Genomic DNA, 25,041 nt, shown 5'->3' on the forward strand with positions numbered 1-25,041 from the left:
CTCTTATTTTCCTGTTCGGAGGAAAACATGGCCGCTGAAAATCACCCGCTAAATAGTCTCGATGCCGAAGGGTTAGAGGCCCATTGGATGCCTTTTACCGGCAACCGTAATTTTAAAGCGCAGCCGCGCATCATTACTCAGGCCGCGGGGGCGTATTACACCAGCCATGACGGCAGAAAGATTTTCGACGGCCTGTCCGGATTATGGTGCTGCGGATTGGGGCACGGCCGGCAGGAAATCACCGATGCCGCCCAGCGCCAGCTGGCGACGCTGGATTACTCGCCGGCGTTTCAGTTCGGCCACCCGCTGTCGTTCGAACTGGCCAACAAGATCAAGGCACTGACGCCGGCAGGGCTGGATTACGTGTTCTTCACCGGCTCCGGCTCGGAAGCGGCGGACACCTCGCTGAAAATGGCGCGCGCGTACTGGCGCGCCAAAGGCCAGGCGGGCAAAACCTGCTTTATCGGCCGGGAAAAGGGCTATCACGGCGTTAACTTCGGCGGCATCTCGGTCGGCGGCATCGCCGGCAACCGCAAAACGTTCGGCGCCGGCGCCGAGGCGGACCACCTGCCGCATACCCTGCTGGCCAGCAACGCCTTTTCGCGCGGCATGCCGCAACAGGGGGCGGAGCTGGCGGAAGAGCTCAACCGCATCATCGCGCTGCGCGACGCCTCAACGATCGCCGCGGTGATCGTCGAACCCTTCTCCGGCTCCGCCGGGGTGATCGTGCCGCCGGTCGGCTACCTGCAGCGCCTGCGCGAAATCTGTACCCAGCATGACATCCTGCTGATCTTCGACGAAGTGATCACCGCCTTCGGCCGCTGCGGCGCGATGACCGGCGCCGAGGCGTTCGGCGTCACGCCGGACATCATGAACATCGCCAAACAGGTGACCAACGGCGCGCAGCCGATGGGCGCAGTGGTGGTGCGGCCGGAGATCTACCACACCTTCATGAACGGCGGTGAGCCGGACTACCAGCTCGAATTCCCGCACGGCTACACCTACTCCGCCCACCCGGTCAGCTGTGCGGTCGCGCTGGCGACGCTGGACATCCTGCAGCGCGAACAGATGGTGGAGCGCGTACAGGCGCTGGCGCCCTACTTCGAGCGCGCGGTGCACAGCCTGCAGGGAGCCAAACACGTCGCCGACATTCGCAACATCGGCCTGGCGGCCGGCATTACGCTGGCGGCGCGGCCGGGCGAACCGGCGCGGCGCCCCTTCGAGGCGGCGATGCGCTGCTGGGAAAGCGGATTTTACGTGCGCTACGGCGGCGACACCCTGCAGCTGGCGCCGCCGTTCATCAGCAGCGAAGCGCAGATCGATGCGCTGATTAACGCCGTCGGCGACGCCCTCAACGCCACCGAATAAGGAGAGAGCCATGACCATTACCCATTGGATCAACGGCGAGCCCGCCGCCGGCGGCGAACGCAGCCAGCCGGTTTACGACCCGGCCACCGGCCAATCGGCGCAGGAGGTGCAGCTGGCCGACCGCGCCACGGTGGAGCGCGCCATCGCCGCCGCCGAACAGGCCTATCCCGCCTGGCGCGACACCCCGCCGCTGAAGCGCGCGCGCATCATGATGAAGCTCAAGGATCTGCTGGAGCAGCACGCCGACGCCATCTGCCAACTGATCACCGCCGAGCACGGCAAGGTGCTCAGCGACGCCCTGGGCGAACTGCAGCGCGGCATCGAGAATATCGAATACGCCGGCTATGTGCCGGAACTGCTGAAGGGCGAACACAGCAAAGAGGCCGGCCCGGGCATCGACAGCTGGAGCGAGTTTCAGCCGCTGGGGGTGGTGGCGGGCATCACGCCGTTCAACTTCCCGGCGATGGTGCCGCTGTGGATGTGGCCGATGGCGGTCGCCTGCGGCAACACCTTCGTGCTGAAGCCTTCCGAGCGCGTGCCTTCCGCCGCGCTGTATATCGCGAGGCTGGCGACGGAGGCCGGGCTGCCGCCGGGGGTGCTCAACGTGGTTAACGGCGATCGCGAAGCGGTGGAGACGCTGCTGTATGACGGGCGCGTGAAGGCGATCAGTTTCGTCGGTTCGACGCCGGTGGCGGAGCACATCTATCACACCGGCTGCGCGCAGAACAAACGGGTGCAGGCGCTGGGCGGCGCCAAGAACCACGCGGTGGTGCTGCCGGACGCCGATATCCCTGGTGCGGTCGGCGCGCTGATGGGCGCGGCCTTCGGCTCCTGCGGCCAGCGCTGCATGGCCATCCCGCTGGTGGTGGCGGTGGGCGACGGCACCGCCGAAGCGCTGATCGCCGGGCTGCGGCAACAGATGGCCGCCATGCGCGTCGGCCCCGGCAGCGACAACCGCAACGACATGGGGCCGCTGGTGACCCAACAGCATTATCAGAAGGTGAAAGGCTATATCGATCAGGGCGTAGCCGAAGGCGCCGAGCTGCTGGTGGACGGCCGCGAACTGAGCGTGACCGGCGCCGACGGCCGCCCCAGCCAGGGCTATTTCCTCGGCCCGACGCTGTTCGATCGCGTGACGCCCGGCATGCGCATCTATCAGGAGGAGATCTTCGGCCCGGTGCTCGGCGTGGTGCGCGCGGCGTCGCTGCCGGAGGCGATGGCCTTGATCGACGCCCACGAATACGGCAACGGCACCTGTCTGTTCACCCGCGACGGCGAGGCGGCGCGCTACTTCTCCAGCCGCATTCAGGTCGGCATGGTGGGGATCAACGTGGCGCTGCCGGTGCCGGTGGCCTACCACTCGTTCGGCGGCTGGAAGCGCTCGCTGTTCGGCGATCTGCACGCCTACGGCCCGGACGCCGTCAGGTTCTACACCAAACGCAAGACCGTGACCCAGCGCTGGCCGGCCTCCGGCGATGCCCGGCGCGCCAGCTTCAGCTTCCCGTCGGGACAGGGGTAATCCCAGCATAACGAAAAGTCCCTTCCGGGGAAGTTCGCTTCCCCGGTATTTCCACGCGCTCCATTTCATCTTTACGCAGGACAACAGAGCCGCCCTTCTGGCGGCAACAACAATTCACCCAAGCGTTAATGGAGTAGTTCCCCATGAAAGAGTCCGCCCCTGAACACACCTTCAAAGGCAATCTCAGCGTCCTCGACGTGGTGATGATCACCGCGTCCGGCGTGACGCCGGCCAGTTCGATCTTCGTCATCGCCCCGCTGGCGATCGCCAACGCCGGCAGCGGCGCCTTTCTGTCGTTTCTGATCGCCGCCTGCGTCGCCGCCGCCATCGCGCTGTGCTATGCCGAGCTCGGCGCCGCACACCCCAGCGCCGGCGGTGAGTACAGCATCATCAAGCGCCTGTTCGGCACCCTGTGCGGATTGCAGACCTACCTGTTTATCCTCAGCGCCTCGCTGTTCGTGCCGGCGGTGCTGGCCACCGGCGCAGTGCCCTATCTGAATACCGCGCTGGGCACCCGGTTCGACGCCTCGACCGCCGGCATGCTCACCGTGCTGGTCGGCGGCATCTGCGCCATCTTCAACATCAAGGCCAACGCCCTGCTGACCGGCGCCTTTCTGGTGGTGGAAGTGGCGGTGCTGGCGCTGATCGCCTGGCTCGGCTTCAGCCATCCGCATCAGAGCACGGAGATCCTCACCGCGCCGGTGATGCTGGACGCGCAAGGTAGCCTGGCGCCGGTGTCGCTGCCGCTGATCGTCGCCATGGTCGGGGTCGCGCTGTTCTCCTACAACGGCTACGGCGCGGCGGTGTACATGGCGGAAGACATGCGCGAACAAGGCAGGCCGATGGCGGTCGCGATCATGCTGACGCTGGTCATCGTGGTGCTGGTGGAACTGGTGCCGTTCACCGCCCTGCTGCTCGGCTCGCCGTCGCTGACCGAGATGGCCAAACAGGCCGATCCGGTCGGCTATGTGGTCACCCAGCTCGGCGGCCCGACGCTGGCGCGGGTGGTAAGCGGCGCGATTTATCTGTCGGTGTTCAACGCCATCATCGCCATCGTGGCGCAGTTCAGCCGCATGATGTTCGCCAGCGGACGCGACGGCTTCTGGTTGCCGACGTTTAACCGGGCGCTGAAAATCATCCACCCGCGCTTCGGCACCCCCTGGATCGCCACCCTGCTGTTCGGCGTGCCGTCGGCACTGCTGGCGTTTTGCTCCGATCTCGAATCGCTGACCTCGTTCACCGTGATCCTGCTGCTGCTGGTGTACATCATCATGGCGGTAGCGGCGCTGATCAGCCGCCGTCGCCGCCACTTCCACCACCCGTACCTGATGCCGCTGTGGCCGCTGCCGGTGGTGGTGGTGCTGCTGTGCTGCCTGTACGTGCTGTGGACGATTTTGATCGCCAGCAGCCTGAAAGACTTTATTATCATTGCCGGCATCATCGGCTTCGGGCTGGCGCTGAACCATCTGCGCGGCCGCCAACCGGCGCCCCTCGCCGCCCCCTCAATAGAAGGAGAATAACCATGACGCAGCGCGCTCAGGATCTGGGCATTATCATCGGACAGGGCACGCCCGGCCCGCTGAACGCCATCACCGACGTGCCCGGCGTGCGCGTCGGCCATGCCAGCATTCATGCCGATTTGGCGGACGGGCGCAGCGTGCGCACCGGCGTGACGGTGATCGAACCGCGCCCCGGCTCCGCCCGCCACGCGCCCTGCTTTGCCGGGGTGCACGTGCTGAACGGCAACGGCGACGCCACCGGCCTGGAATGGGTGCGCGAAGCGGGCCTGCTGACCAGCCCGATCGCCTTCACCAACACCCACAGCGTAGGCGTGGTGCGCGATGCGCTGATCGCGCTGGAGCGTGAAACGCTGCCCGCGGGCGACAACGCGGTGTATTGGAATATGCCGGTGGTGATGGAAACCTTCGACGGCCTGCTCAACGACATCAACGGCTTTCACGTCAAGGCCGAGCACGTGCGCCAGGCGCAGCAGGCGGCCCGGGGCGGCTTGCCGCAGGAAGGCGCGGTCGGCGGCGGCAGCGGCATGATCTGCCATGAATTCAAAGGCGGCAGCGGCACCGCGTCGCGCCGCTTGCCCGCCGATCAGGGCGGCTGGACGGTGGGCGCCATCGTGCAGGCCAACCACGGCAAGCGCGAGTCGCTGCTGGTCGGCGGTTACCCGGTAGGCCGGCATCTGGGGCATCTCCCCTCGCCGTTCACGCCGCAGTTGCCGCATCCCGGCATGGGCTCCATCGTGGTGGCGCTGGCAACCGACGCGCCGCTGCTGCCGCACCAGTGTGCGCGGCTGGCGCAGCGCGCCAGCATCGGCATCGCCCGCACCGGCGGCGGCACCGAGGATTCGAGCGGCGACATTTTCATCGCCTTCGCTACCGGCAACGACGGCCTGCCGCCCGCCGACTACGCCAACAAAGGCGCCTTCACCACGCCGCTGCGCATGGTGAACAACGACTATATTTCGGCGCTGTTCGCCGCGGCGGCGGAAGCAGTGGAAGAAGCGATCGTCAATGCGCTGCTGGCGGCCAATACCGTCAGCGGCAACGGCCACCGGGTGGAAGGGTTGAGCGCCGAGCAGCTGGTGACGGCGCTGGAGAAGGCCGGCTGGCGGCGCTAAAAAACACAGGGCGCGGGGATTAACCGCGCCCTGCTCATCAGGATTCGCCGCCCGGCTTGGGCGGCGGGTAGTCGTAATCCAGCCGCAACGGTTCGGCGTAGACGCTGTTCCACAGCTGTTGGTACAGCTGGTCCAACCGCCCGCTCATCGCCGCGCTGTGCATCACCAGCTCCAGATTGCGCGAGTTGTCCAGATAGCCGCCGGTCCAGTTGCTGGTGCCCACCCAGGCAATCTCATCGTCGATGGTCATCAGCTTGCTGTGGATGACGCGGGCGAACGGAATGAAGCCGCTGCTGGCCGGCGGAATGGTCACCACCTTGATCTGCACATTCGGCACCAGCGCCAGGCTCTTCAGCCAGGCAATATCCGGCTTTTTGGTGTTCCAGTTGGCCACCATCAGCTCGATCTGCACCCCGCGCGCCGCCGCGCTGCGCAGCGCATTGTCGATCACCGCATAGAAGGGGCGGCTGCGTTCCGGGCCGAACGACAGCGGCGCGTAGTCCATCACCTGCACCCGCACCCGCCGCTTGGCGCCGGCCAGCAGGCGCGGCAGCTCGGCCTGTGAGTCAATCACCCCCGCCGGGTTGTAGGCGCGCGGGCTGGCCGCCAGATAGTTGCCCTGCGGCTGCGCCGTCGGCGGCGAATCGGGCAGCGCCGGCACCGGCTTATCCTGCGCCAACAGCGCCTGCGCCTGCCAGTCCTGTTCGAAGATCGCCTGAATCTGCCCCACCACCTTGGCGTCGCTGATGCGCAGCCCGGTTTCGTGAATGTGTTCCAGCGCACGCCAGTCGAAGTTCTGGCTGCCGACGAACGCCTGCTCGCCGTCCACCAGCAGATATTTGGCGTGCAGAATGCCGCCGCTCAGCTTCTGGTAAGGAATGATGCGCAGCTCCAGATTTGGGATCGCCTTCAGCTGTTCCAGCGTCTCGGCGGTAGATATGCGAAGGCCCTTCTCTTCCAGCAAAAAGCGGATTTTCACCCCGCGTTCGCCTGCCGCCTTCAGGTGCTGCAGCACGCCGTCCAGCAGCGAACCGTCCTGATTCGCCACGTAGAACTGCCCCAGATCGATGCGGGTTTTCGCCGCGTCGAACATCTCGCGCCACACCTCGGCGGTGTTACGCAGATCGTCGGCCTGCAGCGCGGTTTCCACCGGTGCGGTGTACACCAGCTCATAGCCGGGAATAGCAAAACGCGCCGCGGCGCTCTGGCTCAACATCAACAAACAACCGCCCCACAATGCCGTATAAAGGCGGCCGAGCGGCCGCCGTACTGGATGGCCATTAGGCATAGCGCGGCGCCCCGCTGTCAACCCATTGTTCGCCGCTGCCGCTCTCCGGGCGGCTGGCCGGTTGGCCGGCGCGGATCAGCAGCACCTTCAGCAGTTCGTTGATGCGCTCCATGCGGCTCTGCAGGAAGTTGTTGGCCACCAGGCACAGCAGCGCGATGGCGATGCCGAGGCCAGTGGCGTACAGCGCGGTGCCCATCCCGGCCGACACCAGGCTCGGCTCGGACACCCCCGAGGCGGCCAGCGCCTTGAAGGTTTCGATGATCCCCATCACCGTGCCCAGCAACCCCAGCAGCGGCGCGGCGGTGACCACGGTTTCCAGCAGCCACAGGCCGCGCGCCATCGGCGGCTTGCTCAGCAGGTACTGGGCGTCGATCAGATCGCCGATCGCCTCGCGGTCGCCGGCGTGGTGTTTCTGCGCCAGTACCGGCGCGATCACCGTCATCGGCAGGCTGTTGCGCTGGGTCAGCTCGTCCGGCAGATCGGCGGCGCGGCGCACGTCCGGCGTCAGCGCCTGCTCCAGCCGGCGCGCCTGACGCTGGGTGTAGGCGAAGTACAGCGTGCGTTCGATGATGATCACCAGCGCAATCGCCAGCGCGGCGTACATCACGTAGAAAATAATGTCGTGCAACAGATTGGCGTCCATACAGGGCTCCTCTTCCCCGCCGCCCGGCAGGCGGCGGGGCATTCAGTTAAAAGGTGGCTTCCAGCGAGACGCTGAAGGTGCGTTCTTCGCCGACGTTGTAATACGGCGTGCTGGCCCTCACGCCGCCGTAAGGCGCCGCGTTGAAGGTGGTGGTGCGCACCGAGGTCAGGTATTCCTTGTCAAACAGGTTGCTGATGCCAAAGCGCAGCGCGGCGCTTTTGACAATTTTCTTGTCCACCGGCAGATGCACGCCCGCCGCCAGATCGAACACCGTGCGGCCACCGATCTTCTCGTCGTTGGTCAGATCGCCGTAGAACGCACTGACGTACTTGCCGCTGACGCTGCCGTAATACAGCCCGTCGTCATAACCCAGCGTCATGTTCAGCAGGTTTTTCGGCACGTTCGGCACCTCTTTGCCGGAGGTCGGCAGCGGCAGCCCGCCGTTGCTGACGATATCGTTCTTCTGCTTCGATTCGGTGTAGGTATACGAGGTGTAGTAGTTGAAGTTATGCGGCAACTGGCCGCTCCACTCCAGCTCCAGCCCTTTGTTCTCCACGTTGCCGATGTTCATCATCTCGTAGTCGCCGGCCGCGTTGGTGGTGGAGATCTGGCGATCGCTGTAGCGCATGTAAAACAGCGTGGCGCTCAGCAGCATGTCCTCTTGCTGGAAACGCCAGCCCAGTTCGTGGTTCCAGCTTAGCTCAGGCTTGGTGCTGAGCGAGTCGCCGACGTTGTACAGCACGTAGTTGGGCGGCGTGCGCATGTTGCGCGTCAGGTTGTAGAACACCTGGTTTTCCTGGTTCACCTTATAGCTGGCGCTGAAGTTCGGCAGGAATTCATGATAGGTGGCTTTGCGCTTCTCCGGCACATTGTACAGGCTGCCGCGGTTGTCCCCTTTGCGCTCCACATACTGATAGGCCAGGCCGCCGACGAAGGTCCAGTCCGGCGTGGCGAACCAGGTATCCTGCAGCCACACCTTCTGCGCCGGGGTGATGGTGTACTGGTTGCGCCCCTGCACCGTATTGCCGTTGGCGTCCTTCACCTGATCGGAGCCGCCAGGTTTTCCCCAAATCTGCGCCGGGTTGCCGTCGTCCTTGATGCTGATGAACGGCTGGGTTTGCAGCTGGCGCGCACGCTCATACCAGTAGCCGATATCCAGGCTGTGCTGCTCGTTGATGTCCCACTTCAGCTTGGTGGTGATGCCCGGCCGCCAGGTTTGGGTCCACGACGGGCGGTAATAGGTGTTGGACTGCAGGTTGCTGAGGTCATACTGCCCGGCCCTGTCCGACGTGCTGGACAGTACCGATGCCGTCTGGCCGTTGAAACTGCCGCCGTTGCCCCAGTAGTAATACGGCTGCAGGGTCAGCGACAGGTCGTCGCGCAGCTGCAGTTTCTGGGTGAACGATAGCGTGAAGTTCTCGAACGGGTTGCGTTCGATCTTGTAATACTTGTTCAACTGCCCTTTGCTGTTGTACTCCGGCGTGGTGGCGTAATCGGTACCACGCCCATCGTTTTGGAACTGCGCCTTGCTCAGGGTGTTGTAGTTGGTGTTGTTCTGGCGGTTGTACTTCATCACCAGATTGCTGCTGTTGCCGTTGCCGTCTTCATACAGCGAGTTCATCTCGAACTTGTCGGAGTACAGGCGCCCTTCGCCGCGCCACTTCTTCGCCTCGGTGTGCGAATAAGATATCCAGTTGCTGAAACCGTTGTATTCGCCGGTCTCCAGACGGGCGAAGGTTTTGCTCAGGTTATTGCTGCCCAGCGTCTGTTTGAGGAAACCGCCGAAGTCTTTCGCCGGGCGGCGCGTCACCAGGCCAATGTTGCCGCCGCTGGAGCCGATGTGCGGGCCGTCCGCTTCGGAGGAGCCCTGGGTGACGAACACCTCTTCCAGGTTCTCCGCATCGCCCAGCAGGTTCGGGTATACCGCGTAGTTGCCGGAGTCGTTGATCGGGATGCCGTCCATCGACAGGCCGATCTGATCCGAGTTCATGCCGCGCATGGTGTAGTCCACGCCGCTCAGGCCGCTGGCGTCGTTGCTGTTGACGTTCAGGCCCGGCGTGTATTTCAGCTTATCGATGGCGTTGGCCGCCGACGGCATTTTATCCATCGCTTCTTTGGTGACGGTGGAGCGAGCCTTGGCGCTGTCATCCTGCACCATCATGCCGCCGCCGAGCGACTGCCCCTTGACGCTGATGGTGCCGACATCGGTGGCGTCGGCCGCCAGCGCGGCGCCCGGCAGCATCGCCGACATCACCGCCAGATAGATCCCAGAACGATTAAACGATTTCATTGTGTGCATCCCATAAAAATCAAACGATTAACCCTTGCGCTAAGGCGCCTGATAATTGAACGTCGCGGTAAATCTTTTGGTTGTTTGCCCGGCGAACGCCTCGCTCGGGAACGGCTTTACTGAACTGATGCTTTGCAGGCTGCTCATCGCCGCGCGGTTCAGCAGCATGCTGGCGGCTTTGTTGGCGATGCCGGAAGAGAGCACCCGCCCGCTGCGATCGACCTCCAGCCACACTTCGACGTTGCCCTGCGGGCGCTCGAGCGAGGCCTGGCGCCCGCTTGGGTAGCGCTTGCGCTGTTCCAGCTCGCGGCGCAAGGCCAGCAGATAGCCGTTTTCGATCGCCTGCGCATTCACCTTCGGCGCCGCCGGGGCGGCCGGTGCGGGCTGCGCCGCCGGTTTGCTGACCAGCGCGCGCGGGGCGGCGGGCGCCGGCGTCGGTTTAGGCTTATCTACCGGTTTGGCTTTCTCTTTCACCGGTTTGGGTTTGGGCTTCGGCTGCGGTTTTGGCACCGGCTTGGCTTCCACGATCGGTTCCGGCGCCGGCACTACCGGTTCGGGGATCGGCTCCGGCTCGGGCGGCGGCGGTTCTGGCTGGGGCTCCGGCGGCGTTTCCGGTTGAGGTTCAGGCGCCGGTTCAGGCTCCACCAGCGCCAGTTCGATGGCGGTTTCGTCGTAGCGCGGCTGGATCTTCAGCGCCGCCTGCTGGCTGGCGAACAGCAGGCAACCGGCGACAATCAGCGCCGGCAACCAGCTGAAAAGATGACGTGAGCGATAGAGCAGATACATGTCACAGCTTCCGTGTCGCGATGGAGACGGAGAAGAAACCGCCCTGGCGCAGGTTGTCCATCACCGCCACCAGCCGCTCGACCGCCACGCCCTTGTCGCTGTTGACGATGATGGTGGTGGTCTGGTTGGCCTGCTGCTGTTGCTTCAACGTGTTGACCAGCGCGTCGAGCGCGATCGGCTGGCCATCCAGCTGCAGCTGTTCGTCGGCCCCCAGCGTGATGATCGCTTTCTTCTGCGGCTTCAGCTGCTGCGCGCTGCCGGCGGACGGCAGCTGCGTTTTCAGCCCGAGCGCAGGAATGACGTTCAGGCTAATCAAGACGAAAAACACCAATAAAAACATCATCACGTCGATCATCGGGATCAGTTCGATGTGCGCTTTGTTCTTTTTCGGTTCGTTCCAGTTACGCATGACACTCCCTCCCAAAAGCGAAGCAGCCAATATAGGAGGGGTTTGTTTACCTTTTGTTACGCTTGTGTGATCTTATTTTCACAGTGTGGATTTTTTGCGAGAATTTTTTCAATGGCAGGCGATAACGGAAGAGATATAACTTATTAATTAGCGATAGTTTTTATTGGAATAATTGCGAGGCGGGCATTTCAGAGAACCAAAGCCAGAGGGGATAATGTGATAATAGTGACAGCCCAAACGGTCACTACAACAAGACCTCAAGCCCGTGCTTGCGTACGATCGAAAGCAGCTTAAGCGACACGCCGCCCGGCCGTTTCACCCCCGTCTCCCATTTCTGTATGGTCGACACGCTGGTATTCAGATAACGGGCAAAAACCGGTTGGCTTAAACGTAACTGCTCGCGCAACGCTTTGATCTCCTGGGGCTGCAACATCTCGACCGGAGCAAGGCAAGACTCATCAAAACTGCGTAGGGTTTCCAGAGAAATGGCGCCAGCACGATGCAATCCTTCAGCGGCGCTGTGAATCGCCTCAAAGGCCTGACTCCGAAACGTTTTTTCCTGCTTCATGGCAAATCTCCACCCATTCTTTTTTCACAACCAGGGATTCGACCTGGTCGTCGCTCAACGCGCCAAACTGCATCGCTAACTTGCGAAAAGCGTGTAATTCTGCCCCTGTAATATTGGTCTGGGCCTGCTTGGCAAACAAAAAAACAAACACCCAGTGCCGACCATTTTTCGCTAATACCAACGCGCGGTCGCGATTATGATTAAGACGTTTTTTAAATACGCCACCGCCTAAATCTGCAGCCAAACCCCGTTGCACATCTTTTACTGCCCGACACAACGCCTTATCGGTGATGCCGTGAGCCCGAGCTTTCCTGCTAAACCAACAAGTTTTAAATGTACGCATTGCGATGGGCTTCCCGTAAAAACGTAGCACTTAGTGAGACACTTTTCCAGTGCATTCCTCCCCGCCAGCATCGCTTTAAACATTGATGACGACCACCATGAGAAACCCGATTTGCATGATGACGCACATAATGACTTCTTTCAGTGCAACGTTGGGGGCATCATTGCGCACGCACACGCAACAGCATGTTTTACGGGCATAAAAAAAGACGCCCGCAGGCGTCTTCTTGGCATTTTCACTGAGGCCGGAAGGCAATCAGTTCACTTTCACCGGCATACCGGAACGGGCCTTGATCGCCGCGTCCACTTCGCTCTGGTTGACGCCGGCGTCCATCAGTACTTTGCCGACCGGCGCGGAGATGGTCAGCGGCACCGGATCTTTGGATTGCAGCTGCTCTTCGTTGGCCGACAGCGGGTTGTGCACTTCCACGTAGCGCGAGCCGTCCGGTTCGACGGTGGCTTTCATCGGTTCGTTGATGAACTGCACGCGGGTGCCGACCGGCACGTTCTCGAACAGGTACTTGATGTCGTCGGCGCGCAGACGCACGCAGCCGTGGCTCACGCGCAGGCCGATGCCGAAGTTGGCGTTGGTGCCGTGGATGGCGTACAGGCGGCCAACATACAGCGCATACAGCCCCATCGGGTTGTCCGGGCCGGCCGGGAACACCGCAGGCAGGATCTCGCCGTCGGCCGCGTATTCGGCGCGCATCTTGGCGGTCGGCGTCCAGGTCGGGCCGTCTTTCTTGCGCTGCACGGTGGTAGTCCAGTTCAGCGGGGTGTCTTTGCCCAGCTGGCCGATACCGATCGGCAGCACCACCACGGTGTTGGAGCCTTTCGGGTAGTAGTACAGACGCATCTCGGCGCTGTTGATGATGATGCCTTCACGCGGCGCGTCCGGCAGGATCAGCTGCTGCGGGATGGTCAGGGTGCTGCCGGCCTTCGGCAGGAACGGATCCACGCCCGGGTTGGCTTCCAGCATGTTGCTCAGCCCCATCTGATACTGGGCGGCGAAGCTTTCCAGCGGCAGTTTGCTGTCTTCCGGTACGGTGATTTGGATATTTTCGCCCACCAAACGGCTGTCTTTTGGCGGCAGCGGGTAAACGACGGCGAAGGCAGCCTGGCTGAATGCAACCAGTGCCGTAAACAGGGTTAATAACGCGCGAATGCTCATTTTCATCTTCGTGTTGGTCAAGGCCACTGGCGATTAGGGGGATCGGTTTCTACGGCCACTTTTACCCCGATGGGTTTCAGCCGGCAGCCAAGCGCTGCGGCCTGAAATACAGGGGGGATTTGACCGGATGCGCATTATATGTGCACATCAATCAAAGTGTGAACCATTACCGATGTAATATCGCAATTTTTTGTAACCTGAAGCGCCACGAAGGCGATTTTTTGCGAGAACCGCCGCCTAACTGGCGGCGGCCAACGCTTCTACCCGCCGGATCGGGATCAGATATTCGCAGCGGATCGCCGCGCCGCCGAGCGGGCAGCGGCCCTCCTGCGCCGGGTAGAAAAGCTCGATATCCTGCCCCGGCCGACGGATGGCGTTCATCTGCGGCATCGCGGTGTCATACAATCGGACGATAAAGTTTTGTAACCCTTCCTCCTGCCCTTGATAGGTGAAGCGGGCATACTCGCCCTGTTCGATAGTCACCCGCTCCCCCATCGCCCCTTCGTCCGGCAAAGCGGCGGTGTAGGCCATGCGCGGGTTACCCCGGCGTTGCCGGTCGACCTCCAGGCTGGTGAGGCCGTATACCACCTCCGGCAGCGCCTGCGGCGGCAGCAGCTGCCGCCAGGCGTGGCGGCGCAGCTCGCACTTGGAGGCCGCCAACTGCCCCAGCGTAAAGCTGCGGCGCTGGGTATGGCCAACCAGCTGCATGGCGGGCAGCGTCACGATATCGGCCTGCGGCAACGGCGTTTCGGTCAGCCGCAGCGGCGGCTGCAGGCCATAGCTCGACCAATCCTGGCTGCGGCGATAGCTGGCCGGCGGCAGACCGAACTGCTTGCGGAAGCAACGGGTGAAGGTCTGCTGCGAATCGAACTGGTAAGTGTCGGCGATGCAGGCCACGCTGGTGCCGGTCAGGCGCAGTTCGCGCGCGGCGGCGGTCAGCCTTCTGCGGCGCGCGTACGTGCCGAGAATATGGCCGGTATGCTGCTTGAACATCCGCTGCAAATGCCACTTGGAGTAGCCGGACTTGGCGGCAATGTCGTCCAGCGTCAGCGGCTGATCCAGGCTCTGCTCGATCCAGGCCAGCAGCTGTTCAATCACCTGTTGCTGGTGCATGGTATTCCCCTTATTTTAACAATAACGTCTGCGCCAATACCCGGCCTGCGGCTTCATCGGCGGCCACCAGCACCGGATAGCCCCAGAACTTGGCGCCGTATTCGGCGAACTCTTCCGCCGCCGCGCGTTTGGCGTCGTCCGGCTCCAGCATGATCATGCCTTTCACCCACAGCTTCAGCGCCTCGCGGTTATCGCGCTTCCACAGCGCGACCTGGGTGCGGGCATCGCGATCGTGTTCTTCTTCTTCATCGCCGACGCTGCGGTCGGTCATCAGGACAAAAGGCTCGGCGCGCGCCAGCAGCGCGCTGAATTCGGCCAGCTCGGCCTGGGTATCGCGCCCGTTTTGGCGCATCCATACCAGCGGAAAATCGGCGGTATCCAATGACATAATCAGTTTCCTCAGGAAAGGGTTTAGGACTGGCGCTTACTTTATCGGCACCGGCGCTAGACCACATTGCGCAATCAGGACATAATACTTTTCAATTCCGCCAAATTGAGAATTATTCTCATGAAAGTACAAATCCCCCGCCGCTGTCTGGATATCGATCAGGTGCCGCGCCCGCTGTTTGCCCTGCAAGGTTCGACCCTCGAGCAGGACTGGGAAGTCGAGCCGCACCGCCACCAGAAGGCGCAGCTGATTTACACCGTGCGCGGCATGATCCGCTGCGAAGTGGAAAACGGGCTGTGGCTGGTGCCGCCGCAGTGCGCACTGTGGATGCCGGGCAACGTGTTGCACAACGCCCAAGGCGCCGGCTCCACCGAGGCCTACTGCCTGTTCGTCGATCAACATGCCGCCGCCGGTCTGCCGCAAAACTGCTGCACGCTGTCGGTCTCGCCGCTGCTGCGCGAACTGCTGCTGCAGGCCACCACCTTCGAACCGCTCTACGACGAACAGGGCGCCGAAGGGCGCCTGACGGCGGTGTTGCTGGATCAGCTGGTAGCCGCGCCGATCGAAAATCTGCACCTGCCGGTATCCGACGACGCGCGCATCCGGCAGTTGACCGAAGGCATGCTGAGCTGCCCGGCGGACAAATCCACCCTCGGGCAGTGGGCGCAGCGCATCGGCATGAGCGAGCGCTCCCTCAGCCGCACCTTGCAACAGCAGATGGGCATGAGCTTCGGCCACTGGCGGCGCCAGCTGCACGTGATGCTGGCGCTGCAGCGCTTGACGCAGGGCGAGAGTGTGCAGACGGTGGCGCTGGATCTGGGCTACGAGAGCGCCAGCGGCTTCGTCACCATGTTCAGAAAGGCGGTAGGCAAACCGCCGGCGCGCTACCTGGCGGAGCGCAACGCCTCTGGAGAGACCCTGGGCGGCGCAATTACCATGTGAAAAAGCCGGCGCAGGCGCCGGCTTGGAGCAGGTGAAAATCAGAAGTCGTAGAACACCGTAATCCAGGTGGAGTCCGGCTCGTTGTCGCTGCTGTTGGCCAGCGTGCGCTCCACATACACCGACAGACCGTAACCGATGGTGGTGCCCGCGCCGAGGTAAACGTGGTTGGCGTGATACGCCTCGTCCCCCTTCAGCCGCAGCGAGTCCGCCGCCACGTAAGGCTGGATCGATTTGAGGAACGGCTTGTCGATATTGAAGGTGTAACCGACGAAGCCTTCCAACCCGTAGCCGTCACCGGCGAAGAAGTGCGACAGCGTGCGCTGGCGGGTGCTCGGCACATAGTCTTTGTAGTAGCTGGCGGTGCCGACGATGTACCAGTTGTTCGGCTGCCAGGTCAACGCGGTGCCGGACAGCTGCTGGTGATAATCCTTTTCGTTGTACAGATTGTCTTTGATCTTCGCGTCGGTATAACTGTAAGCCGCGCTGAAGGTGAAATCCTTCGTCACCTTGTAATCGAAGCCCAGCCCGCCCCCGCCCTTGCGGCGATAAATCAGGTTATCCGCGGTGTGCAGATCGTCTTCCGGCAATAAATAGTTGGCGTACAGCGTTACCGGCCCGAAATCATTAGTGTACTTGATGCTGTTTTTCGGTTTATTGCCGCCGTCGTAGTCGCCGGAAATACCGATGCCGGTGCCGCCCGCGTGGCCATCGTTATCCCAGACGTCGCTTTTGATGCCGACCACCGAATAATAGATGCCGTATTGATGGCCGTAGGTCAGGGTGCCGTAACGATCGTCTTTGAAACCGGCGTACAGCTGGCGCTGATAGTCACGCTTGCCGTCTTCGTTATAGTGCCCGTCCCAGCTGAGCGCGTGCGCCAGATCGACGCCCCACTCGTAATAGCCGATGATCGAGGTGTTCTGCGTCAGCGCATAGTCGCCGCTGAAGCGAAAACGCGTGCCGCCGTCGTGGCCGTTTTTGTCATAGCCCGGCTCCGGGCCGTTATTGAAGATCCACTCGGGGCGAATGCTGCCGCCCACCTTTAAACTGAGCGGCGCCAGCAACACATTGCTCTGCGGGTTTTTATCCAGAATGGTGATCTCGGCCTGTGCGCCGGCGGATAACGCCGACAGCAAGACGCCGCCAATGAATATTGGCGTTGTATTTTTTCTCATTATTACCCCTGCCCGAAAAAAATTATTGTTATAAACACGGTGGTCTTAAGCCACGCGGAAATAATTACCCGATGTGAACAGCGCACGCAAGATATAAAAATTCACGCCATAACCTGCCATTATTTCAGGTTGGATTTAATTTCAGCAAAAACGTGTTCATCTGTAACGCAGAGAAAAATAATGTAATAATCGCAGCACGAAATAAACCAATCCGCACGTTTCACCCAAAATAAACCGGCGTGATTATCTGGGAATAAAGATAGCAAATAACAAATAAATATTATTGCCGCAGGTAAACCGTCACGCAGGGGAATTAACTGAAGGCGGGAAATAACGACGGAGCGCGTTGCACGCTCCGGGAAAGAGAATTCACTACTGCGCCAGCCAGCCGCCGTCCATGTTCCAGGCGGCGCCGCGCACCTGCGCCGCCGCATCGCTGCACAGGAACAGCGCCAGCTCGCCGAGCTGCTCTGGCGTGACGAACTCTTGCGACGGCTGCTTCTCCGCCAACAGCTCATCGCGCGCCCGCTGTGGGTCTGTCCCGGCGGCAATGCGTTTGTCGATCTGCTGCTGCACCAGCGGCGTCAGCACCCAGCCGGGGCAGATGGCGTTGCAGGTGACGGGCGTGCGCGCGGTCTCCAGCGCCAGCGTCTTGGTCAGCCCCACCACGCCGTGCTTGGCCGCCACATAGGCCGACTTGTCTTTCGACGCCACCAGCCCGTGCACCGACGCCACGTTGATGATGCGCCCCCAGTTGCGCTCGCGCATCCCCGGCAGCGCCAATCGGCAGGTGTGGAACACCGCCGACAGGTTGATGGCGAGGATGGCGTTCCATTTCTCCACCGGGAACTGATCCAGCGGCGCCACGTGTTGAATGCCGGCGTTGTTCACCAGAATGTCCACGCCGCCGAACTCGCGTTCGGCATACTGCATCATGTCCGCTATCTGGGCCGCATCGCCGAGATCGGCGCCGTGATACCCCGGCGCGGCGCCCAGCTGCGCAACCTGCGCTTGTGCCTGCTCCACGTCGCCGAAGCCGTTGAGGATCACGCGCGCGCCGGCGGCGGCCAGCACGGACGCTATCCCGAGGCCGATGCCGCTGGTCGAGCCGGTCACCAGCGCGGTTTTGCCTTGTACACTCATGGTATCGCTCCTTTAAACAATGCCGGTCAGGTAGAACACGCCGATCACGAACAGCACCGCAGCGCTCTTGATCAGGGTGATGGCGAAGATGCCGCCATAGGCCTGCCGGTGGCTGAGGCCGGTGATCGCCAGCAGGGTGATCACCGCGCCGTTGTGCGGCAAGGTGTCCATGCCGCCGCTGGCCATCGAGGCCACCCGGTGCAGCACTTCCAGCGGGATATGCGCGGCGTGGGCGGCGGCCACAAAATTATCGGCCATCGCCGCCAGCGCGATGCTCATGCCGCCGGAGGCCGACCCGGTGATGCCGGCCAACAGGGTGACGCTGATCGCTTCGTTCAGCAGCGGATTGGGGATCGCCGACAGCGCCTGCGACAGCACCAAAAAGCCCGGCAGCGCGGCGATCACCGCGCCGAATCCGTATTCGGAGGCGGTGTTCATCGCCGCCAGAATCGCCCCGCCGACCGCCGTCTTGCTGCCTTCCGCCAGCCGGCCGCGAATATTGCGAAAACCGAACGCCACCACCAGCAGAATACCCGACACCAGCGCCGCTTCCACCGCCCAGATGGCGGTGATCTTCGCCACGTCGGTGGCGATCGGCTTGGCCAGCCCCGGCAGCGTCAGCTCGTGGCTGGCGCCGTACCACTGCGGGATCCAATGGGTGAAGCCAAGGTTGAATACCCCGACCAAAATCAACGGCAGGATGGCGATCAGCGGGTTCGGCAGGTTGATGTCGTCCGGGGTTTCCGGCTCGTTCAACAGATCGGTGCCGTACCCTTCTCCCTTCAGCTGCGCCTTGCGCCGCTGGCGTTCAAGATACAGCAGACCGACCGCGATGATGAACAGCGAGCCGATCAGCCCCAGCCAGGGCGCGGCCCAGGCATTGGTGCCGAAGAAGCTGGTCGGGATGATGTTTTGGATCTGCGGCGTGCCCGGCAGGGCGTCCATGGTGAAGGAGAAAGCACCGAGCGCCACGGTGGCCGGGATCAGCCGCTTGGGGATACCGCTCTGGCGGAACAGCTCGGCGGCGAACGGATAGACCGCGAACGCCACCACGAACAGCGACACCCCGCCGTAGGTCAGCAGCGCGCACACCAGCACGATCACCGGAATGGCGTGACGCCGGCCGAGAATGCGGATCGCCGCCGCGACGATCGAACGGGAAAAGCCGGACAGCTCGATCAGCTTGCCGAATACCGCCCCCAGCAGGAACACCGGGAAGTAGAGCTTCACGAAACCGACCATCTTCTCCATAAACAGCCCGGTGAAGGTCGGCGCCACCGCGCCGGGATCGGTCAACAGCACCGCGCCCAGCGCGGCGATCGGGGCGAACAAAATCACGCTGTAGCCGCGGTAGGCGGCCAGCATCAGTAATCCCAGTGCTGCCAGGGCAATCAAAACGCTCATCGGTCACCTCTTTCCCCTGCGTCTTTCGTGCCGCAGCGTTGTTGCCTGCGTGCGTTCTCCCCAGTCACTTACTTAAGTAATCTCCTGGGAATTCAATCGCTTGCCGCCTAGCTGCAACCAGAAATCCATTGGGGTGGTTGTTGTTATTGTCAGGTACGGAGTGCGAAATTACGGTTTCAGCGCAAAGCGCAGCTGATGCGCCCGTCGCCGTTGAATGCGTTCCCTGCGTGCGTCATCCCAAAGATAAAATCCCCGGCCGCTGCGCTGGCCGGTATCGCCGCGCTGCAGCCGCTGTTCCACCAGCGCCATCATCTCGTCGCCGGTCGCCAGTTCCGGGAACAGGTGGCGGGCGATGTCCGCCACCGTCGGCAGCCCGGTCATGTCGGCGGCCTCCAGCGGGCCGACCATCGCGTAGCGCCGCCCCAGCGAGGCGCGCATCACCTGATCCACCACCTCGGCGCTGGCGATGCCGCTGTGGACGATGTGCAGCGCCTCGCGCAGCACCGCAAACTGCAGCCGGTTGCCGACAAACCCCGGCGCGGCGCGCTCCAGCAGCACCGCCTCCAGCGCCATCCCGACGAGCAGCACCTGCACCGCCGCCAGATGGCGCGGATCGGTGGCGCGGCCGGGTACGATCTCCACCAGCGGGATCAGGTGCGGCGGGTGCCAGAAGTGGGCGATCAGCAGGCGCTGCGGGTGGGTCATGCGCGCCGCCAGCTCGTCCGGCGGCAGGCCGCTGGTGTTGCTGGCAATCACCGCGTCGTCGGCGATCAGCCCTTCCAACTGTTCATACAGCGCGTGCTTCAGCTCGAGCCGTTCCGGGATCGCCTCGATAAGCAGCCGGGCGCGCGCCACGTCATTCAGATCGCCGGTCACGCGCAGCCGCGCCAGCGCCGCGTCGCGCTCATCGTTATCAAACTGCCCGACGTCGCTCAGCTCGGCCAGAATGCCGCTCGCCACCGCCGGCGCTTCCGCCAGGCGCTGCGGATCCGGGTCATACAGCAGCACCTCATGGCCGTGGCGAATAAAGTGGGTGGCGATGCCCACCCCCATCAATCCGGCGCCCAGTACCGCATAGTCAGATGACTGCATCGTGCCCTCCTCGGTTGTTTACGGGCGCTCTACCGCCAGCGCCACGCCCTGCCCACCGCCGATGCACAGCATCGCCAGCCCCTTGTTCACCCCGCGGCGCTGCATTTCGTACAGCAGCGACACCAAAATGCGGCAGCCGGACGCGCCGATCGGATGCCCCAGCGCGATCGCTCCGCCGTTGACGTTGACCCGCTCCGCTTCCCAGCCCAGTTCTTTGCCCACCGCCAGCGCCTGCGCGGCAAAGGCTTCGTTGGCTTCGATCAGATCGACCTCCTCCAGCCGCCAGCCGGCTTTCTCCAGGCAGCGGCGCGCGGCCGGCACCGGGCCGATGCCCATGATCGCCGGATCGACGCCCGACGAGGCGTAACCGGCAATGCGCGCCAGCACCGGCAAACGCAATTCAGCGGCTTTTTCCGCGCTCATCAGCAACACCACGGCGGCGCCGTCGTTGAGCGAAGAGGCGTTGCCGGCGGTCACCGTGCCCTCCTTGCGAAACGCCGGGCGCAGCCGCGCCAGCGCCTCCAGGCTGGTGTCGCGCGGCTGTTCGTCGTGCTTAACAAGCAGCGCCTCGCCCTTCGGCTTCGGCACCGTCACCGGCGTGATCTCCTGCGCGAAACGCCCGGCCTGCTGCGCCGCCTGCGCCTTCTGCTGCGAGCGCAACGCAAAGCTGTCCTGCTCGGCGCGGCTGATGGCGTATTTCTCCGCCAGGTTCTCGGCGGTGATGCCCATGTGGTAGTCGTTGAACACGTCCCACAGGCCATCGTGGATCACGCTATCTACCATCTGCGCGTGGCCGAGCCGCAGACCGGCGCGCGCGCCGGCCATCAGGTAAGGCGACTGGCTCATGCTCTCCTGGCCGCCGGCGATCACCGCGTCGGCGTCGCCGCTGCGGATCGCCTGCACCGCCAGATGCACCGCCTTCAAACCAGAGCCGCACACCTTGTTGATGGTCAGCGCCGGCGTCGTAACGGGCAGCCCGGCATTCAGCGCGGTCTGTCGCGCCGGATTCTGCCCGCAGCCGGCGGTCAGCACCTGGCCGAGGATCACTTCATCAATTTGCTGCGGCGCCACCCCGCTTTGCGCCAGCAGCCCTTGCACCGCCGCCGTGCCCAATTCCACCGCCGTCAACGGCGCCAGCGCGCCGTGAAAACTGCCGACCGGCGTGCGCGTCGCCGCCACGATCACCACTTCACGTTGTTGCACATTCACCTCCGTCTCAGAAACGCATTTCCGGCACTTGCTCCGGCACGATCAGCCGGCCGGCGGTTTTGGCGACAATCTCCGCCACGCTGACGCCGGGCGCGCGTTCGCGCAGCACGAAGGCGCCGTCTTCTATTTCCAGATAGGCCAGATCGGTCAATACCTTGCGGATGCAGTTGGCGCCGGTCAGCGGCAGCGTGCAGCGCGGCAGCAGCTTGGACTCGCCGCTCTTCGAGGCGTGGGTCATCACCACGATGATGTTCTCCGCCCCCGCCACCAGATCCATCGCGCCGCCCATACCCTTGACCATCTTGCCGGGGATCATCCACGAGGCGATGTTGCCCTCGACGTCCACTTCAAACGCCCCCAGCACGGTCAGATCGACGTGGCCGCCACGGATCATGGCGAACGACTGCGCCGAATCGAAGATCGACGCGCCGAGGCGCGCGGTGACCGTCTGCTTGCCGGCGTTGATCATGTCGGCGTCCAGCTGCTGCTCGGTCGGGAACTCGCCCATCCCCAGCAGGCCGTTTTCCGACTGCAGCATCACGTCCATGCCCGCCGGCACGTAGTTGGCCACCAGCGTCGGGATGCCGATGCCCAGGTTGACGTAGTAACCGTCCCTCAGCTCTTGCGCCACGCGCTGCGCCATTTGTTCACGGGTAAGCATGCGAATTCTCCTTATGCCCGCAGGGTGCGTTGTTCGATACGCTTCTCGAAGGTGCCCTGGATCAGCCGATCGACGTAGATGCCGGGGGTGTGGATCGCCGCCGGATCCAGCTCGCCCGGCGCCACGATCTCTTCCACTTCCACCACCGTGATACGCCCGGCGGTCGCCATCAGCGGATTGAAGTTCTGTGCGGTGTGGCGGTAGATGACATTGCCGAAGTGATCGGCCTTCCAGCCCTTAACGATGGCGAAATCGCCGGTGATGGCGGTTTCCATGATGTAAGGGCGGCCGTTGAACTCGCGCACCTCTTTGCCTTCGGCGATCGGCGTGCCGTAACCGGTGGCGGTGAAGAACGCCGGGATACCGGCGCCGCCGGCGCGGATCTTCTCCGCCAGCGTGCCCTGCGGCGTGAGATCCACCTCCAGCTCGCCGCTGAGCGCCTGCTGCTCGAACAGCGCGTTTTCGCCGACGTAAGATCCCACCACCTTGCGGATCTGATGGGTTTCCAGCAGCCGCCCGAGGCCGAACCCGTCGACGCCGCAGTTGTTGGAGACCACCGTCAACCCGCGCACACCGCGCCGGCGGATCTCTTCGATCAGATTTTCCGGGATGCCGCACAGGCCAAAGCCGCCCGCCAGCACCGTCATGTTGTCCGTCAGGCCTGCCAGCGCTTCCTGGTAGCTGCCGACGCGTTTGTCGAGCCCTGCCATATCGTTGCCCCTGCATGTTGCGGCGCAGGGCGAAATGCCCTGGCTTGCGTGAGGGCATCTTCAGGTCACAAAAATGATTTGTTAATTTTGTTTTTATGCCGCATTCATTTAGAATTTTTATTAATCACACGTTAACCGACAATTAACAAAGAGTTAACGCAAACCAAAATGAAAATGAGCATCAAACAGTTACGCGCGTTTTTAGCGGTAGCTCACACTCTGAACTTCGCCCAGGCCAGCGAGCGGCTGAATATTTCTCAGCCGGCGCTCAGCCTGGCGATCCGTGGGCTGGAAGACGCGCTGGGCGGGCCGCTGCTGCTGCGCACCACCCGCCGGGTGACGCTGACGCCGGAGGGGGAAACCTTCTTTCCGATGGCGCGCCAGCTGCTGGCGGACTGGGACAACGCGGAAGAGGCGATGCGCCAGCGCTTCACCCTGCAGATGGGCAAGGTGGCGATCGCCGCCATGCCGTCGTTCGCCGGCAACCCGCTGCCGCCGATCCTCAAGGCATTTCGCGATCGTTACGCCGGCATCAACGTGGCGGTGCACGACGTCATCAACGAGCAGGTGTTTGAAATGATCCGCGAAGGGCGGGTGGAGATGGGCATCGCCTTCGAGCCGGAGCCGAGCGACACCCTGCACTTCACCCCGCTGTGCCGCGATCGCTTTCTGGCGGTGGTGCCGAAGGATTCGGCGCTGGCGCGCAAGGCGCAGGTAAGCTGGAAGGAGCTGCTGACGCTGGATTTCATCACCCTGCAGCGGCCATCGGCGGTGCGGCTGCTGCTGGAGCAGGAACTGGCCCGCAGCGGGCGAACGCTGGAGGTGGCGTTTGAAAGCCACCAGCTGGTGACGGTCGGGCGCATGGTGGCCAACGGCCTCGGCGCCAGCGCGGTGCCGGCGCTGTGCGAGCAACAGATGGATGAGCTGGGGGCGGTCTGCGTGCCGCTGATCGGCCCGATCATCGAACGGCGCGTGGGCCTGATCCGCCTGGCGCAGCACCAACTCTCTTCCGCCGCGCAGGCGCTGGCGACGGTGATCGAACGGGAAATGGCGGGGAGTGGCGCGCAGCCCGCGCTTAGACCGTAAACCCGACGTGCTTGCAGTTCGGCAGCTCGAAAAAGAAGGTGGTTATCGTCTTGCGACTTGAACATGGGATGCAACGAGATACGGGAACAGCGACATCAGCATCGGACAGAGAAGAAAACATGCGGATTTGGCGAGGTAATAAAGCACGCAACCCGGCTTTTTATTAATGAATGAATATAAAAATAACAAAATCATTCTCTATCTCAATCAATGAATTGAATCCAAAACTCCTTTACCTTTCCGTCTTGTGAGCGAACGCAAAAGATTGTGGCAAAGTGGGTTAATGATGTCTGAACTTTCGCTATGGTGTTTTTTTCATGTTTTAACGGATTAAAACCATGGCCACAACTCACGGAAACGCCAGAAAACTTACGGCCGATGAACATCGATTTTATCTCTCTTTGCTATGCGCACTGCTACTGAATGGCTGTCAATCCACTCACCCCTGGTACCGTCCGTTGGATGTCTCGCTAAAAGACAACCAACCTTGCTTTGCCGTGCCTATCAACAGTGTTCGCAGCGGCGACAGCCTGCAAAACTGGGGAGTGATCGTCTCACGACAGGAACAACAGCAATGGCATATCGTCTGGACCTCACCAGAAGTCACTCCGTTGCCTGACCTGAAACCAGGGCAATGCGTCACTTATCCGCAAGTAAACTGGGCTGCGGGAGAATACTCAGTCTTGCTCGGCGTCTCGATGAATAACGATACGGAAAGGCGTAAGCACATGAAAGAATTCAACTTAAGAATTAATCCCAAGGGGGAAATACAGCTACAGTAAGGAGACTGGAATTATTTATTTCCCCTCCACCGCCTGCACCGCCGCCTTCTGCGTGGCGCGCTGATATAAGCACAGCTCCCTGCCCGGCTTATTTTTCATAAACGGCTGCGGATAGCGCCCGCCGATAAACAGCGCCGAATAGCCGACGTCGTCGCCGTAGTGAACGATCGCCCCTTCCACCCTGGCGTTTTTTAGCCCGCTGGCTTTCAGGCAGGCGGCGCGCATCGCCCTTTCGCTCTCGGCCCACGCCTGTGGGGAAGACGCGGTGGCGTTGAACGCGGCCAGCGCGGCGATAAGCAGCCCTATTCTCTTCATCGTTA

25 protein-coding genes are annotated in these 25,041 nt (G+C 62.6%); 7 read left to right on the forward strand and 18 right to left on the reverse strand.

The window, feature by feature from the left end; genetic code table 11:
- The first annotated feature begins 27 nt into the window (after positions 1-27).
- The 4 genes from ACJ8IN_RS03780 (at position 28) to ACJ8IN_RS03795 (ending at position 5,519) form a co-directional block, all read left to right on the forward strand.
- The gene (locus tag ACJ8IN_RS03780; RefSeq protein ID WP_033652839.1) at positions 28-1,368 is read left to right on the forward strand and encodes an aspartate aminotransferase family protein; all 1,341 of its coding nucleotides are present in this window, start codon (positions 28-30) and stop codon (positions 1,366-1,368) included.
- A 10-nt stretch (positions 1,369-1,378) separates the two neighbouring features.
- Positions 1,379-2,887 carry a CoA-acylating methylmalonate-semialdehyde dehydrogenase gene (locus ACJ8IN_RS03785; RefSeq protein WP_308325399.1) on the forward strand — a complete coding sequence of 503 codons (1,509 nt, stop codon included), beginning with the start codon at positions 1,379-1,381 and terminating at the stop codon, positions 2,885-2,887.
- Positions 2,888-3,030: 143 nt separating this feature from the next.
- Positions 3,031-4,407, forward strand: coding sequence for an APC family permease (locus ACJ8IN_RS03790; RefSeq protein ID WP_308325398.1), 1,377 nt, complete (start codon positions 3,031-3,033; stop codon positions 4,405-4,407).
- A 2-nt stretch (positions 4,408-4,409) separates the two neighbouring features.
- A complete protein-coding gene (locus ACJ8IN_RS03795) occupies positions 4,410-5,519 on the forward strand; it encodes a DmpA family aminopeptidase (protein ID WP_060427266.1) in 1,110 nt (369 codons plus the stop codon).
- A 37-nt stretch (positions 5,520-5,556) separates the two neighbouring features.
- Here ACJ8IN_RS03795 and ACJ8IN_RS03800 read toward each other — a convergent pair whose 3' ends face one another.
- The 10 genes from ACJ8IN_RS03800 to ACJ8IN_RS03845 form a co-directional block, all read right to left on the reverse strand.
- Positions 5,557-6,807, reverse strand: coding sequence for a phospholipase D-like domain-containing protein (locus ACJ8IN_RS03800; RefSeq protein WP_060427267.1), 1,251 nt, complete (start codon positions 6,805-6,807; stop codon positions 5,557-5,559).
- Positions 6,800-7,450, reverse strand: a complete 651-nt coding sequence (locus ACJ8IN_RS03805) for a MotA/TolQ/ExbB proton channel family protein (RefSeq protein WP_033648555.1) — start codon at positions 7,448-7,450, stop codon at positions 6,800-6,802. Before ACJ8IN_RS03805 ends, ACJ8IN_RS03800 begins: the two co-directional genes overlap by 8 nt.
- A gap of 46 nt (positions 7,451-7,496) precedes the next feature.
- A complete protein-coding gene (locus ACJ8IN_RS03810) occupies positions 7,497-9,740 on the reverse strand; it encodes a TonB-dependent receptor family protein (RefSeq protein WP_033636947.1) in 2,244 nt (747 codons plus the stop codon).
- A 39-nt stretch (positions 9,741-9,779) separates the two neighbouring features.
- Positions 9,780-10,526: an energy transducer TonB family protein gene (locus ACJ8IN_RS03815; protein ID WP_060427268.1), complete on the reverse strand. Its 747-nt coding sequence runs from the start codon at positions 10,524-10,526 to the stop codon at positions 9,780-9,782.
- 1 nt (position 10,527) lies between these two features.
- Positions 10,528-10,935, reverse strand: a complete 408-nt coding sequence (locus ACJ8IN_RS03820; RefSeq protein ID WP_004933244.1) for an ExbD/TolR family protein — start codon at positions 10,933-10,935, stop codon at positions 10,528-10,530.
- A 244-nt stretch (positions 10,936-11,179) separates the two neighbouring features.
- The gene (locus tag ACJ8IN_RS03825; RefSeq protein ID WP_047569482.1) at positions 11,180-11,503 is read right to left on the reverse strand and encodes a helix-turn-helix domain-containing protein; all 324 of its coding nucleotides are present in this window, start codon (positions 11,501-11,503) and stop codon (positions 11,180-11,182) included.
- Positions 11,466-11,846 carry a type II toxin-antitoxin system RelE/ParE family toxin gene (locus ACJ8IN_RS03830; protein ID WP_072021590.1) on the reverse strand — a complete coding sequence of 127 codons (381 nt, stop codon included), beginning with the start codon at positions 11,844-11,846 and terminating at the stop codon, positions 11,466-11,468. Before ACJ8IN_RS03830 ends, ACJ8IN_RS03825 begins: the two co-directional genes overlap by 38 nt.
- 255 nt (positions 11,847-12,101) lie before the next feature.
- The gene (locus ACJ8IN_RS03835) at positions 12,102-13,022 is read right to left on the reverse strand and encodes a L,D-transpeptidase family protein (protein WP_025305160.1); all 921 of its coding nucleotides are present in this window, start codon (positions 13,020-13,022) and stop codon (positions 12,102-12,104) included.
- Between the two features lie 231 nt (positions 13,023-13,253).
- Positions 13,254-14,129 carry a helix-turn-helix domain-containing protein gene (locus ACJ8IN_RS03840; protein ID WP_041037762.1) on the reverse strand — a complete coding sequence of 292 codons (876 nt, stop codon included), beginning with the start codon at positions 14,127-14,129 and terminating at the stop codon, positions 13,254-13,256.
- A 10-nt stretch (positions 14,130-14,139) separates the two neighbouring features.
- Positions 14,140-14,517, reverse strand: coding sequence for a hypothetical protein (locus ACJ8IN_RS03845; RefSeq protein WP_033636939.1), 378 nt, complete (start codon positions 14,515-14,517; stop codon positions 14,140-14,142).
- A gap of 120 nt (positions 14,518-14,637) precedes the next feature.
- Between ACJ8IN_RS03845 and ACJ8IN_RS03850 the strand changes: the two genes are divergently transcribed.
- Complete coding sequence (locus tag ACJ8IN_RS03850; RefSeq protein WP_047569483.1) at positions 14,638-15,459, forward strand: AraC family transcriptional regulator; 822 nt, start codon at positions 14,638-14,640, stop codon at positions 15,457-15,459.
- A gap of 38 nt (positions 15,460-15,497) precedes the next feature.
- Here ACJ8IN_RS03850 and ACJ8IN_RS03855 read toward each other — a convergent pair whose 3' ends face one another.
- From ACJ8IN_RS03855 to ACJ8IN_RS03885, 7 genes are all read right to left on the reverse strand, one after another.
- Positions 15,498-16,634, reverse strand: coding sequence for a porin (locus tag ACJ8IN_RS03855; protein ID WP_047569485.1), 1,137 nt, complete (start codon positions 16,632-16,634; stop codon positions 15,498-15,500).
- Positions 16,635-17,006: 372 nt separating this feature from the next.
- Entirely contained in the window at positions 17,007-17,777 is a 771-nt protein-coding gene (locus ACJ8IN_RS03860; protein ID WP_308325396.1) for a 3-hydroxybutyrate dehydrogenase, read from the reverse strand.
- 12 nt (positions 17,778-17,789) lie between these two features.
- Positions 17,790-19,181, reverse strand: a complete 1,392-nt coding sequence (locus tag ACJ8IN_RS03865; RefSeq protein WP_041037758.1) for a GntP family permease — start codon at positions 19,179-19,181, stop codon at positions 17,790-17,792.
- Positions 19,182-19,349: 168 nt separating this feature from the next.
- On the reverse strand, positions 19,350-20,273 hold the full coding sequence (locus tag ACJ8IN_RS03870) for a 3-hydroxyacyl-CoA dehydrogenase family protein (protein WP_060436801.1): 924 nt from the start codon (positions 20,271-20,273) through the stop codon (positions 19,350-19,352).
- Positions 20,274-20,291: 18 nt separating this feature from the next.
- Positions 20,292-21,476, reverse strand: coding sequence for an acetyl-CoA C-acetyltransferase (locus ACJ8IN_RS03875; RefSeq protein ID WP_103772825.1), 1,185 nt, complete (start codon positions 21,474-21,476; stop codon positions 20,292-20,294).
- 13 nt (positions 21,477-21,489) lie between these two features.
- The gene (locus ACJ8IN_RS03880; RefSeq protein WP_060434099.1) at positions 21,490-22,143 is read right to left on the reverse strand and encodes a CoA transferase subunit B; all 654 of its coding nucleotides are present in this window, start codon (positions 22,141-22,143) and stop codon (positions 21,490-21,492) included.
- An 11-nt stretch (positions 22,144-22,154) separates the two neighbouring features.
- Positions 22,155-22,853 (reverse strand): CoA transferase subunit A, encoded by a 699-nt coding sequence (locus ACJ8IN_RS03885; RefSeq protein ID WP_004933280.1) that lies wholly within the window; start codon positions 22,851-22,853, stop codon positions 22,155-22,157.
- A gap of 168 nt (positions 22,854-23,021) precedes the next feature.
- On the opposite strand from ACJ8IN_RS03885, the gene ACJ8IN_RS03890 reads away from it, so the two are divergent.
- Positions 23,022-23,939: a LysR family transcriptional regulator gene (locus tag ACJ8IN_RS03890; RefSeq protein WP_033648568.1), complete on the forward strand. Its 918-nt coding sequence runs from the start codon at positions 23,022-23,024 to the stop codon at positions 23,937-23,939.
- 338 nt (positions 23,940-24,277) lie between these two features.
- Positions 24,278-24,721, forward strand: coding sequence for a putative T6SS immunity periplasmic lipoprotein (locus tag ACJ8IN_RS03895; protein WP_125460809.1), 444 nt, complete (start codon positions 24,278-24,280; stop codon positions 24,719-24,721).
- Positions 24,722-24,736: 15 nt separating this feature from the next.
- Here ACJ8IN_RS03895 and ACJ8IN_RS03900 read toward each other — a convergent pair whose 3' ends face one another.
- Positions 24,737-25,036 (reverse strand): hypothetical protein, encoded by a 300-nt coding sequence (locus ACJ8IN_RS03900; protein ID WP_033636927.1) that lies wholly within the window; start codon positions 25,034-25,036, stop codon positions 24,737-24,739.
- Positions 25,037-25,041: the final 5 nt, after the last annotated feature.

The sequence above is a fragment of the Serratia sp. CY31944 genome (assembly GCF_052169175.1).
GTDB classification, from domain to species: domain Bacteria; phylum Pseudomonadota; class Gammaproteobacteria; order Enterobacterales; family Enterobacteriaceae; genus Serratia; species Serratia sarumanii.